Raw genomic sequence first — 12,775 nt, forward strand, 5'->3', positions numbered from 1 at the left:
GAACATCGCCCTCGGCATCGGCACCGCCCCCCACATCCCCGAACCGCTCCGCCCCCTCGTCGAGGCCCCCGGCGTGCCCGTCATCCACGCCGCGGACTACCTCGAACACCGCGACCGGTTCCTCACCGCCGAACACATCACCGTCATCGGCTCGGGACAGTCGGGCGCCGAGGTCTTCCTCGACCTCCTCAGAAACCGCCCGGCCGGCCGCGAAAAGATCCACTGGCTCGCCCGCACCGAGGCCTTCGCACCCATGGAGTACTCAAAACTCGGGCTCGAACACTTCACACCCGACTACACGCGCTACTTCCACGCCCTGCCCGAGCCCGTACGCGACCGGCTCGTCCCCGCCCAATGGCAACTCCACAAAGGCATCGACGCCGACACCATCGCCGCCATCCACGACGAGCTCTACCGGCGCACCCTGGACGGCGGCTGGCCCGACACCGTCCTCACCCCCGGCGTCCACGTCCGCACCGCCGGCCGCATCGCGACCACCAAGGTCGAACTCCACCTGGAACACGCCCAACAGGCCAGCCGCTCCCGCATCACCACCGACGCCGTCATCCTCGCCACCGGCTACCGCGAACGCCCCCTCGGCCGAATCCTCGCCGGACTCGACCCCTACATGCGCCGCGACGCCTCAGAACGCCCCCGCATCGACGACCGCCACCGCCTCGTCCTCGACCCCTCCGTCACCGGAACCGTCTACGTCCAGAACGGCGAACGCCACACCCACGGCGTCGGCGCCCCCGACCTCGGCCTCACCGCCTGGCGCAGCGCGAGCATCCTCAACTCCCTGACGGGCAAAGACCCCTACCCACTGCCGAGCCGAACGGCCTTCACGACCTTCGGACTCACCCAGCAGCCCCAGATCCCACCCGCCAGGCAGCAACCACGGATGCTCACACCACTCGCCGACTAGAAGACCGGCGTCCCCTCACGCGTCAGCTTCCAGTCCACCGACGCGAACTCCTTCGGGTCCAGCGACCCCTTCGCCGTCACCCACTCCGCGATCCGCGTACGGATCTCCGTCGACTCCGCCCACAGCTCCTTCGCCGACGCCACATGCGGGAACGCCCCACCGCCATTGGCCCGGTAGTTGTTCACCGCGAACACGAACTGCTGCGCGTCGTCCAACGCCACACCGTTGTAGGAGAGGTTCTTGATCCGTGAACCCGCCGCCTGAGCGATGTCGATGTCGTACGCCAGACCCGACACATAGTCGTAGTTGTAGTCCGGCCGGTTGCCCGCGTTCGTCAGTTTCTCCACGTCGACCGCGGCACCGACCGCCGTCTGCACGAAATACTGCGCCGAGTACTCCAGGTACGCCCGCACCTGCGCACCCGTCATCAACTTCGCGACCAGCGTGTTGTCGTACACATACAGACTCGACAGATCCCGAATCGTCACATCACCGGCCGGGATCTCCGACGTACGCGAGAACGGCGACGCCTGCGACAGCACCGGCAACGACGCGTACTCCGTCCCCGCCAACGCCGCCTTGACCACGTCCTCCTGGACCTTCGTGATCAGGTCGATGATCGGGGCGTCCTTGTAACGCGCCTCCACCGTCGTCAGCGTCTCCGTCGCCGTCCCGACCACCTGGTTGACGTACGCCACGACCACGTCGTGCTCGTCCTTCAACAGCTTCGTGATCTTCGGGTCGTCGGCCACCGAGTTCGAGTTGCGGACCGACGCCGCCACCGACTCGACCGTCCACCGGCCCTTCTCGAAGACCAGCTCGAAGTCGAACAGCGACAACCGCTCCGCATACGCCAACGGCTCCGACAGGACGACCGTCTTCCCTGTCTTCGTGTTGGTGACCTTCAGCTCGGGAATCTCCACATGCGCGTGCCCGACCAGAATCGCGTCGATCCCCGGCACCTGCTGCGCCACCAACCCCGCCGAGTTCTCCACGTACGGCAGCTGATCACCGTACGAGGACGTGCCCGACGAACCGGAGTGCGCCGACACGACCACCACGTCCGCGCCCATCGACCGCAGCTTCGGCACCCACTTCGCCGCCTGCTCCTCAAGCCCCGGGAACGTCAACTTGCCCTGCACGTAAGCCTTGTCCCAGATCGCGATACCGGGGTTCGTCAGACCCAGCACGGCCACCTTCACCGGCGGGGCGCCCTTCACGTGGAACGTCTTCATGAAGTACGGAGGGAAGGCCGGCTTCAGCGTCTTCGCGTCCAGCGCGTTCGCACCCAGCAGCGGGAAACGGCACTGCGACTCGAACTTCCGCAGCGTCTCGATTCCGTAGTTGAACTCGTGGTTGCCGAGCGCCACCGCGTCATAGCCGATCGCGTTCATCGCCTGCGCCATCGGATGCACCGGACCGCCCTTGGCGGTGATCGGGTCCACCTTCGCGTAGTAGTACGTCAGCGGCGTGCCCTGGATGGTGTCACCGGCGTCCAGCAGGAGCGTGTTGCACCGGCCCTTCTCCTTGCGGACCGCGTTCACCAGCGTCGAGATCCGCGCCAGCCCCTGCGCGTTGCCCGCCGAATCCTTGTACTCCGCGTCCTTGAAGTAGTCCCAGTTGAAGACGTGACCGTGCAGATCGGTCGTGCCCATCACCGTCAGCGAATACCGCTTCGGCTTCCTGCCACCCTTCGCCACCACGGCCTCCGCCGCCTGAGCGCTCGGCGCCACGGCCGCACCGGCCAGGGCGACCCCCGCGCCGGTCACGGCGGACTTCTTCAGGAACTTCCGACGGTTCAACGGCATGACGGGCTACTCCTCGGGGAACGGTCGACAACACACGCAGATACGCGCGTAGATTCTGACCCGGTCATGACGTACGGCAACAGACCCCGCAGGTTTCGATCTGATGACCGACAAGGCCCGGAAACGGGCCGCCGGTGACAGAGTGGGACGTATGACCTCACCCTCCGAAGCCTCCGAGGAAACCCGGCCCGCGGTCCCCTACGGCACACCCGACGCCCCCCGCATCGCCGTCCGCGGCGAAGCCCACCTCGAAGTCGACCCCGAGATCGCCCGCATCGGCATCACCGTCAGCGCCCGAGGCACCGACCGCCGCGACGCCCTCACCGACCTGACCCGCCGCAACACGACCGCCCTCGACCTCGTCAAAACCTACGGCGACGCAGTCGAGAAACTCGAAACCGGCGCCTTCTCCATCACTCCCGAACTCACCAAACACGGCCGAGGCGAACGCATCCGCGCCTACCACGGCCGCGTCCACATCACCGCCGAACTCACCGACTTCACCGCCCTCGGCGAACTCACCACCCGCCTCGCCGACCTCGACCTCACCCGCGTCGACGGCCCCTGGTGGGCCCTGCGCCCCGACTCACCCGCCCACCGCCAGGCCAGGCAACAGGCAGTACGCGAAGCCGTCCAACGCGCCCGCGAATACGCCGAAGCCCTCGGCACCACACTCGCCGCCCTCGTGGAACTCGCCGACATCGGCGCCGAGAACGCCCAGTCCTACGGCATGGAAGCCAAGGCCGCCCGGTCCATGCGCACCATGGCATTCGATGCCGGCGCCCCCGAAGGAGCCCCCGCCCTCGACCTCGAACCCGAACGACAGCACGTCTACGCACAGGTCAACGCCCGCTTCACAATGTCACCGCCGACCCTCTGAAAGCCCTCCGGAATGCTCATCGGAGCGGCCCTGCGCACAATTCAACACTTGTCAACAGCCCTTCACACAAAGGTTGTTGAGTAGTCATGCCCGACCAATTCCCTACCCGCTGGTAAGGCCTAGGCTCGAAGCATGCGCCGAGCAAAAATCGTTTGTACATTGGGCCCCGCCACCGACTCGTACGACCAGATCAAGGCACTGGTCGAAGCCGGAATGGACGTAGCCCGCTTCAACCTCAGCCACGGCAGCCATGCCGACCACGAGGAGCGCTACCAGCGCGTGCGAAAGGCCTCCGACGAGACCGGCCGCAGCGTCGGAATCCTCGCCGACCTTCAAGGCCCGAAGATCCGACTCGGCCGCTTCACCGAAGGACCCGTACTCCTTGAACGCGGAGACACCTTCACCATCACGGTGGAAGAGGGCACAGAGGGTGACCGCCAGACCTGCGGGACCACCTACTCCGGCCTCGCCGCCGACGTCACCACCGGCGAACGCATCCTCGTCGACGACGGCAAGGTCTGCCTCGAAGTCACCTCCGTCGACGGCCCCCGCGTCCACACCACCGTCATCGAAGGCGGCATGGTCTCCGACAACAAGGGCCTCAACCTCCCCGGCGTCGCAGTCTCCGTCCCCGCCCTCTCCGAAAAGGACGAGGACGACCTCCGCTGGGCCCTGCGCATCGGATGCGACGTCATCGCCCTCTCCTTCGTCCGCAGCGGACGCGACATCGAGGACGTCCACCGCATCATGGACGAAGAGGGCCGCCGCCTCCCGGTGATCGCCAAGGTGGAGAAGCCCCAGGCCGTCGAGAACATCGACGACATCGTCGCCGCCTTCGACGGCATCATGGTCGCCCGAGGCGACCTCGGCGTCGAAATGCCCCTCGAACAGGTCCCGATCGTCCAGAAGCGCGCGGTCAAACTCGCCAAGCGCAACGCCAAGCCGGTCATCGTCGCCACCCAGATGCTCGACTCGATGATCGACAACTCCCGCCCGACCAGGGCCGAGGCGTCGGACGTCGCCAACGCCGTCATCGACGGCACGGACGCCGTGATGCTGTCCGGCGAGACGAGCGTCGGCAAGTACCCCATCGAGACGGTCCGCACCATGTCCCGCATCGTCGAGGCCGCCGAGGAGGACATCCTGGCGAAGGGCCTCCCGCCCCTGACGGAACGCAACAAGCCCCGCACGCAAGGCGGCGCGGTCGCGAGGGCCGCCGCCGAAATGGGCGACTTCCTGGGCGCGAAGTACCTGGTCGCCTTCACCCAGTCCGGCGACACGGTCCGCCGCCTGTCCCGCTACCGCTCCCCGATCCCCCTCCTCGCCTTCACCCCGGACGCGGCCACCCGCTCCCAGCTCAACCTGACCTGGGGCGTCGAGACCTTCCTCGGCCCTCACGTCGGCTCGACCGACGCGATGGTCGACCAGGTGGACGAGCTGCTCCTGAAGTACGGCCACTGCGAAAAGGGCGACGTGGTCGTCATCACGGCCGGCTCCCCGCCCGGCGTCTCCGGCTCCACGAACCTGGTGCGTGTGCATCACATCGGCGAGGACGACAGCCCCAAGTAGGGGTGCGGGGTCAGTACTTGGGGCCTACGTGGGTGTCCATGAGGGCTACGGAGGCGCGGCGGGCGACGGAGATGTTGTGTGAGTTGGACTGTTTCCAGTCGACGCCGACCTTGTTGAGGGTGTCGGTGTAGAGCCGTGTGATGTCCGCGGACAGATTCGTGAAGAAGTACCGCGGGTATTCGTAGCGCTTCTTCTCGCCCGCGACCACGCGCGTTGTCCAGTTGGTGATCCGGCAGCCGTCGGAGTGGATGAGGCCACGGATGAACTCCCATGGGTGGACGTCCACGATCTTCTGTTGCCAGGGTTCGAGGGCGATCGTGCGCTCGTGTTTCTTGCCGGGGCCGTGTTGGGGGAACAGGCTGGGCCAGTGGCGGCTGTAGCTGGTGACCATCCCGTAGCCCTGCTTCTGGAGGATGCGGACGCCGATGCCGGGACGTACTTTCGTGATGGCTTCGCGGCACAGCTGGAGGAGTCCGGGCCATACATCAGCACACGCGACTCTGAGGTAGTAGCCGGTGCCGCGCATGTGCGGGCTGATGCACCCGTCGCCGAGATAGAGGCCCAGCAGGTAGGCGTACGCGCGCTCGTCCGCGGGCGGGCCCGGATCCGGAGTGGCCATGCGCGGCAATGGCTCGATCCGCTCCTGCCAGGAGCGGATCGCGGCACGTGAGATGCCTGTCTGTTTACTGACGGAATTCAGGCTCCGCCCCTGGTCGACCAGCACCAGTGCCCGCTTACGTGTGCCCATGTCGTACATGTGGCCACTGTCCGGGCGAGATTGGGGCGACACGCAGCAAAAAGCGGATGTTCACGAGAACGTGAGCATCCGCTTCTAAATGGTGACCTTGGAATGCCAGGAAAAGTGCCCCGAGTCGGACTCGAACCGACACTGTATGGGTTTTGAATCCATTGCCTGCTGCCAATTGGGCTACCGGGGCCCAGTGAATCGAAGGTTTACCCCGACCCGCTGCCTGACCACCATACCGCAGCTAGGTACGCTCTTGGGAGCAGTACTTGCCTGCTTTGGAACAAGGAGCCCCCGTGACCGCCCCCGAGTCGCCCCAGCCCGTAGACGCGCCCGACGACGACAAGTCGCACGTGCCTCCGCTGACGACCCGTGTCGTCATCGCCGAGGACGAGGCGTTGATCCGTCTCGACCTCAAGGAGATGCTCGAAGAAGAGGGATACACGGTCGTAGGCGAGGCCGGTGACGGTGAGCAGGCCGTCGAGCTCGCCCGGGAGCACCGCCCCGACCTCGTCATCCTCGATGTGAAGATGCCGAAGCTCGACGGCATCTCCGCCGCGGAGAAGATCGCCGAGGAGTCCATCGCCCCCGTGCTGATGCTCACCGCGTTCTCGCAGCGCGACCTCGTCGAGCGGGCGCGTGACGCCGGTGCGATGGCGTATCTGGTGAAGCCGTTCAGCAAGAGCGATGTCGTTCCGGCGATCGAGATGGCCGTCTCGCGCTTCACGGAGTTGAAGGCGCTGGAGAAGGAGATCGAGGATCTCACGACGCGTCTGGAGACGCGGAAGCTCGTCGACCGTGCGAAGTCGGTGCTGCAGACGGAGTACGGCCTGTCGGAGCCGGCGGCGTTCCGTTGGATTCAGAAGACGTCCATGGATCGTCGTATGTCGATGCAGCAGGTCGCGGAGGCGGTTATTCAGGACGCCGACGAGAAGAAGGCCGCGAAGGGCTGAGCGTCGCGCGGAAGTACGTACATGGCTGAGGCCCGCACCCCGTGTCATCGGGTGCGGGCCTCAGCCGTATGCGAGTAGCCGCGAGGAGCCGGGCTTTTAAGGCGTCGGCTCAGTCCTCGCCGAGGTACGCCTTGCGGACCGACTCGTCGTGCAGGAGGTCCTGGCCGGATCCGGAGAGGACGATGCTGCCGACCTCCATGACGTGTCCCTGGTCGGCGAGCGAGAGTGCTGCCTGGGCGTTCTGCTCGACGAGCAGGATGGTGGTGCCCTGGGACTTGAGTTCGGAGATCGTGGCCATGATCTTCTGCATCATGATCGGCGAGAGGCCCATGGAGGGTTCGTCGAGCATGAGCAGCTTGGGCTGGGACATGAGCGCGCGGCCCATGGCCAGCATCTGCTGCTCGCCGCCGGAAAGGGTTCCCGCGGCCTGCTTCCTGCGTTCCCCGAGGATGGGGAAGAGGTCGTAGGCGCGCTGGATGTCCTTGTCGATGCCTGCCTTGTCGCTGCGCAGGAAGGCTCCGAGGCGGAGGTTGTCCTCGATCGTCATGCGGGGGAAGATGTGCCGCCCCTCGGGGGAGTGGGCGAGCCCGAGGGAGACGATCTGGTGGGCGGGGGTCTTCTTCAGTGACTTGCCCTGGAACTTGATCTGGCCGCCGACGGGCTTGAGGAGGCCGGAGAGGGTGCGCAGGGTGGTGGTCTTGCCGGCGCCGTTGGTGCCGATGAGGGTGACGACCTGGCCGGCGTCGACCTTGAAGGAGATGCCCTTGACGGCCTCGATCTTGCCGTAGGCGACCCGGAGGTCCTCGACTTCGAGCAGTGCTGTCATCGGTCGTTCTCCTTGCGGGGCGCGGCTTCGGCCTGTGCCTCGGCGGCTTCGACCTCGGCGATCTCCTCCTGGCCGGGTGCGTCTTCGAAGGGTTCGCCGAGGTAGGCGGCGATGACGCGTTCGTCGCCCTGGACGGTGGCGCTGTCGCCTTCGACGAGCTTTTCGCCCTGGACGAGGACGGCGACGCGGTCGCAGAGGTTGAAGATGAACCGCATGTCGTGCTCGATGACGAGGACGGCGATGCCCATGTCCCGGATGGCGAAGACGAGTTCCTCGGTGGCCCGGGTCTCCTGCGGGTTCATGCCGGCGGTGGGCTCGTCGAGGAGGAGCAGGCCGGGCTCGCTGGCGAGGGCGCGGGCGATTTCGAGCTTGCGCTGTTCGCCGTAGGGGAGGTTCCTGGCGAGGTGATCGCGCTTGGCGGCGAGGCCGATGAACTCGAGGAGTTCCATGGCGCGGTCTTCGGAGGCCTTTTCGGCCTTCTTGAAGCCGGGTCCGCGCAGGAGTGCGGACCAGAGTCCTTCTTTGGTGCGGGTGTGGCGGCCGACGAGCACGTTTTCCAGGACCGTCATGTTGGCGAAGAGACGGATGTTCTGGAAGGTGCGGGCGACGCCGGCGGCCGTGACCTTGAAGGACTGGGACGGCAGGACGGTGCCCTTGTACCGGACTTCTCCCTCGGTGGGGATGTAGAGGCCGGTGAGGCAGTTGAAGAAGGTCGTCTTGCCGGCGCCGTTGGGGCCGATGAGGCCGACGATTTCTCCGCTGTTGACCTGGAGATCGACGTTGCGTACGGCGGTGAGGCCGCCGAAGCGCATGGTGACGCCGCGTGCGTCGAGCACGGTTTCGCCGGGTGCGGTGGCGCCGGGGGCGGCGCCCTTGGTGGTGATGTCGGTAGTCATCGTGGTCAGGCCCCTGCCTTGCTGAGGACTGTGGGAGCTTCCGCTTCCTCGTGGAATTCGAGCTGGCGGCGCCGGTTCGGGATGAGGCCTTCCGGACGGAAGCGCATCAGCAGGACGAGCGCGAGGCCGAAGGCGAGGAGCTGGTAGTCGCCGAGGAACTGGAGCTTGGCGGGGATCAGGTAGAGCAGTGCGGCCCCGACGAGCGGTCCGCTGATGGTGCCCATGCCGCCGAGGACGACCGCTGCGAGCAGGAAGGCCGAGTTGGGCGGGACGACGTGGGCGAACTGGTACTGCTCGGGTGTCACGGTGTAGGTGACGTGTGCCTGGACGGATCCGGCGAGGCCGGCGAGTGCGGCGCCGAGGGCGAAGGCGATGAGCTTGACCCGGAAGCCGTTGATGCCCATGGCGAGCGCGGCGGTCTCGTCCTCGCGGATGGCGACCCAGGCGCGGCCGATGCGGGAGTCGCCGCTGCGGCGGAAGACGACCACGACGACCAGCGTGATGAGGAGCATCAGCAGGAAGTAGTTGGCGAAGCGCGCGATGGTGAATCCGGCGATGCTGTGTTCCTGGCCGAAGTCGAACCCGAGGATGTTGAGGTTCGGGATCGAGGAGATGCCGTTGGAGCCGTTGGTGATGTCGGGTCCGCTGGTGCCGTCCATGTTGAGGACGGTGATGCGGAAGATCTCACCGAAGCCGAGGGTCACGATGGCGAGGTAGTCGCCGCGCAGCCGGAGGGTCGGGGCGCCGATGAGGACGCCGAAGACCATGGCGACCGCTGCGCCGAGCAGGGCGGAGGCCCAGAACGGCAGGTGGATGTCGAACGGTGAGGAGGGGGAGCCGGAGACCATGGCCGCGGTGTAGGCGCCGACGCCGAGGAAGGCGACGTATCCGAGGTCGAGGAGTCCGGCGAGGCCGACGACGATGTTGAGGCCGAGGGCGACGGTGGCGAAGATCAGGATGTAGACGCCGATGGTCGCGTACTGGTCGTCGGACTGGGTGAAGGGGAATGCGGCGGCGGCGACGAACGCGCCGATCATGGTGACGTTGCGGTGCTTGGAGGTGAGGGCGGAGAGCCTGTTGACGAGTCCGGCCTTGGCGGCGGCGGCGAAGCCGAGGCCCGCGGTGATGAGGAAGCCGATGAACTGTTCGTCGTATTCGGTGCCGATGCCGTAGGTGAAGACGGTCAGGCCGAGGGCCAGTGCGGCGACGATGACGAGGATTTCGGCGTACGCGGGGAGCTTGTGGGCCGGGGCCTTGGTGGTGCCGGAGGCGAAGGCGGCCTTGATGACGGTGACGTTGGACCGCCGCTCGTGGCGGAACTGCTCCCAGGCGGTGTCGTCGGGGTCGAACGGGTCGGGTGCCGGCCGCTGGAACGGCAGGGAGAGCGAGCCGACCAGGGCGGTGAGGGTGGCGATGGCCACGATCCAGCCGCCGGGTTCGAGGTTGGCGAGGCCGCCGAGTTTGGTGCTGATCGCGATGATCGTGTACCAGGCGGTGGCGAACGCTGCGAGCGCGGCGAGCTTGATGGCGCTGTCGGCTCCTGCGGGGGTGAGCCAGCGCAGGCCCTTGATGCCGTAGGAGGAGAGGCCGAAGAGCGTGGTGAGGGCGCCGCCGATGAGGACGAGGACCTGCAGGCCGCCAGGGTAGCCGTAGACGGTGAGGTCGCCGGGGAATGCGGCGGTCCAGGTCCAGGCGAGGAAGGTGGAGATGATGGTGAGGATGCCGCCGCCGGTGGCGAGGGCGCGTCCGATGTTCGGGGGGATGCCGATGAGTCCGGCGGTGGAGCCGGCCGGCTCCTTGGCGGGCGTCTGGGGGCTGGTGGTCTGTGTGGTCATAGGTCTCACGCCCTGTCCGCGACGCGCTCGCCGAGCAGGCCCTGTGGCCTGAAGAGGAGCACGAGGATGAGGAGTACGAAGGCCCAGACGTTGGCCCAGGACTGGCCGCCGAGCTGTGACATGCCGGGGACGTCGGCGATGTAGGCGGTGGCCATGGTCTCGGCGAGGCCGAGGACGACGCCGCCGATCATGGCTCCGTAGATGTTGCCGATGCCGCCGAGGACGGCGGCGGTGAAGGCCTTGAGGCCGAGGATGAAGCCCATGCGGAAGTCGATCTGGCCGTACTTGAGGCCGTAGGCGAGGCCTCCGACGGCGGCGAAGGCGGCGCCGAGGGCGAAGGCGACCACGATGATGCGGTCGGTGTTGATGCCCATGAGCTTGGCGGTGTCCGGGTCCTGGGCGGTGGCCTGCATGCCGCGTCCGGTCCGGGTCTTCATGACGAAGTAGGCGAGGACGGCCATGCTGATGGGGGCCGCGATGAAGAGGAAGACGTCACCGGTCTGGATGGTGACGCTGCCGATCTCGAAGGGGCCGCCTTCGATCTGCGGGAAGGTCCGCGCCGACTTGGCGTTGGGGTACCAGGCCCATACCGCCTGCTGCAGGGCCAGGGAGAGGCCGATGGCGGTGATGAGGGGGGCCAGGCGTGGTGCGGTGCGCAGGGGGCGGTAGGCGAACCGTTCCGCTCCGACTGCGACGGTGACGGCGACGAAGATGGCGCCGACGAGCATGAGCGGCAGGGCGATCCACATGGTGGTGCCGTCGGGGAGTACGTACAGATAGACCGTGAGCGCGCCGAAGGCCCCGGTCATGAAGATCTCGCCGTGGGCGAAGTTGATGAGCTGGACGATGCCATAGACCATCGTGTAGCCGATGGCGACCAGCCCGTACATGGATCCCAGTAGCAGGCCGTTGACCAGCTGCTGCGGCAGTTCGTTCACCGCATGTCCTCCGAGCGTTCGGATAGTCGAGGGATGTGACCGGATGCGAGTCCGCGCGGGGCGCTTGTGGTGCAGCGCCCCGCGCGGCTCAGGTGGTGATGCGGGTGTGGATCAGCCTTCGTACGTGCCGGACTTCACCGGCTTCCAGGTGCCACCCTCGACGGAGTAGACGGTGAGCTGCTTGTTGGTGGCGTCACCGAACTCGTCGAAGGCGACCTTGCCGGTCACACCGTCGAACGTGACGCCCTGCATGGCCTCGGTGACCTTGGCGCGGGCATCGTCCGGAAGCTTGCCGTCGTTGTCCTCGACGACCTTCTTCACGGCCTCGATGATCGCCCAGGCCGAGTCGTAGGAGTAGCCGCCGTACGCCTCGTAGGCCTCCTTGTAGCCCGCGGCCTTGTAGGCGGACACGAACTCCTTGGCGGAGGGGAGGTCCTCGACGGGCGCGCCGACCGAGGTGGCGAGGTCGCCGGTGCCGCTGGCGCCGGCCAGCTTGATGAAGTCGGCGCTGTAGATGCCGTCACCGCCGACGAGCGGGATCTTGGCGCCCGCGGCCTTGATCTGCTTGCTGAGCGGGCCGGCCTGCGGGTACTCGCCGCCGTAGTAGACGACGTCGGCACCGGAGCTCTTCACCTGCGTGGCGACGGCGGAGAAGTCCTTGGTGTCGGGGTCGATGTGCTGCGTACCGACGACCTTGCCACCGAGCTTCTTGAACTCCTCGGTGAAGGTGGCGGCGAGGCCGGCACCGTAGGTCTTCTTGTCGTCGATGACGTAGACGCTCTTCTTCTTGGCGTCGTTGAAGACGTACTGCGCGGCGAACGGGCCCTGGATGGCGTCCGTGGTCGCGGTGCGGAAGTACGACTTGTACGGGCGGGCCTTCTCGCCACCGTTCCACTTCGTGCCCTGGGTCAGGGCCGGGTTGGTGTTGGCGGGGGAGACCTCGACGAGCTTGGCGTCGTCGAAGACCTTCTGCATGGACTCGGCGACCGAGGAGTTCAGCGGGCCGACGACACCGAGGACGTCCTTGTCGGCGACCAGCTTGGTGGCGTTCTGCTGGCCCGAGGAGGGCTGCGCCTGGTCGTCGAGGGCCTCGACCTTGAAGGTCACGCCGTCGACGGTCTTCTCCTTGTTGGCCGTCTTGGCGGCGAGGTCCACGGAGTTCTTGATTCCGAGGCCCAGCGCGGAGAGGTCGCCGGTCAGCGGGGCGTCGACGCCGATGACGACGGTGGTGCCACCGCCGTTCGAGTCCGAACCGCCGCCGTCCTCGTCGCGCGAGCCACAGGCGGTGAGGGTGAGTGCTCCCGCCGCCAACGCGGCGGTGATGGCGATGAGCGAACGTTGACGCACGATCAGCAGTCCTTTCCCTGGCACGGCCCTTCCTCGTGGAACGGGCCGAGTCG

At 66.9% G+C, this 12,775-nt stretch carries 11 protein-coding genes and 1 tRNA gene; 4 read left to right on the plus strand and 8 right to left on the minus strand.

What is annotated here, in order from left to right; all coding sequences use genetic code 11:
* The coding region (locus AOK17_RS30545; RefSeq protein ID WP_157881431.1) for a SidA/IucD/PvdA family monooxygenase at positions 1 to 925 on the plus strand (925 nt) is incomplete at its 5' end.
* Here AOK17_RS30545 and AOK17_RS30550 read toward each other — a convergent pair.
* Positions 922 to 2,733 (minus strand): bifunctional metallophosphatase/5'-nucleotidase, encoded by a 1,812-nt coding sequence (locus AOK17_RS30550; RefSeq protein WP_055615810.1) that lies wholly within the window; start codon positions 2,731 to 2,733, stop codon positions 922 to 924. The genes AOK17_RS30545 and AOK17_RS30550 overlap by 4 nt on opposite strands.
* A 151-nt stretch (positions 2,734 to 2,884) precedes the next feature.
* Here AOK17_RS30550 and AOK17_RS30555 point away from each other — a divergent pair, with 151 nt between their 5' ends.
* On the plus strand, positions 2,885 to 3,613 hold the full coding sequence (locus AOK17_RS30555) for an SIMPL domain-containing protein (RefSeq protein WP_055615834.1): 729 nt from the start codon (positions 2,885 to 2,887) through the stop codon (positions 3,611 to 3,613).
* Between the two features lie 132 nt (positions 3,614 to 3,745).
* Positions 3,746 to 5,182 (plus strand): pyruvate kinase, encoded by a 1,437-nt coding sequence (gene pyk, locus AOK17_RS30560; RefSeq protein ID WP_055615811.1) that lies wholly within the window; start codon positions 3,746 to 3,748, stop codon positions 5,180 to 5,182.
* Between the two features lie 10 nt (positions 5,183 to 5,192).
* Here the strand turns inward: pyk and AOK17_RS30565 are convergent, their stop codons facing one another.
* Complete coding sequence (locus AOK17_RS30565) at positions 5,193 to 5,939, minus strand: helix-turn-helix domain-containing protein (RefSeq protein WP_055615812.1); 747 nt, start codon at positions 5,937 to 5,939, stop codon at positions 5,193 to 5,195.
* Positions 5,940 to 6,045: 106 nt separating this feature from the next.
* A tRNA-Leu gene (locus AOK17_RS30570) sits at positions 6,046 to 6,120 on the minus strand.
* Between the two features lie 103 nt (positions 6,121 to 6,223).
* On the opposite strand from AOK17_RS30570, the gene AOK17_RS30575 reads away from it, so the two are divergent.
* Positions 6,224 to 6,880 (plus strand): ANTAR domain-containing response regulator, encoded by a 657-nt coding sequence (locus tag AOK17_RS30575; protein WP_055615813.1) that lies wholly within the window; start codon positions 6,224 to 6,226, stop codon positions 6,878 to 6,880.
* A 109-nt stretch (positions 6,881 to 6,989) separates the two neighbouring features.
* Here the strand turns inward: AOK17_RS30575 and AOK17_RS30580 are convergent, their stop codons facing one another.
* The 5 genes from AOK17_RS30580 to AOK17_RS30600 form a co-directional block, all read right to left on the minus strand.
* The gene (locus AOK17_RS30580) at positions 6,990 to 7,706 is read right to left on the minus strand and encodes an ABC transporter ATP-binding protein (protein ID WP_055615814.1); all 717 of its coding nucleotides are present in this window, start codon (positions 7,704 to 7,706) and stop codon (positions 6,990 to 6,992) included.
* Complete coding sequence (locus tag AOK17_RS30585; protein WP_055615815.1) at positions 7,703 to 8,602, minus strand: ABC transporter ATP-binding protein; 900 nt, start codon at positions 8,600 to 8,602, stop codon at positions 7,703 to 7,705. Before AOK17_RS30585 ends, AOK17_RS30580 begins: the two co-directional genes overlap by 4 nt.
* A gap of 5 nt (positions 8,603 to 8,607) precedes the next feature.
* Positions 8,608 to 10,437 (minus strand): branched-chain amino acid ABC transporter permease, encoded by a 1,830-nt coding sequence (locus tag AOK17_RS30590; protein WP_055615816.1) that lies wholly within the window; start codon positions 10,435 to 10,437, stop codon positions 8,608 to 8,610.
* A 5-nt stretch (positions 10,438 to 10,442) separates the two neighbouring features.
* Positions 10,443 to 11,375 (minus strand): branched-chain amino acid ABC transporter permease, encoded by a 933-nt coding sequence (locus AOK17_RS30595; RefSeq protein ID WP_055615817.1) that lies wholly within the window; start codon positions 11,373 to 11,375, stop codon positions 10,443 to 10,445.
* 111 nt (positions 11,376 to 11,486) lie between these two features.
* Positions 11,487 to 12,722: a branched-chain amino acid ABC transporter substrate-binding protein gene (locus tag AOK17_RS30600; protein WP_055615835.1), complete on the minus strand. Its 1,236-nt coding sequence runs from the start codon at positions 12,720 to 12,722 to the stop codon at positions 11,487 to 11,489.
* Between the last annotated feature and the right edge of the window lie 53 nt (positions 12,723 to 12,775).

Source organism: Streptomyces phaeochromogenes (assembly GCF_001418655.1).
Classification (GTDB): Bacteria; Actinomycetota; Actinomycetes; order Streptomycetales; family Streptomycetaceae; genus Streptomyces; species Streptomyces phaeochromogenes.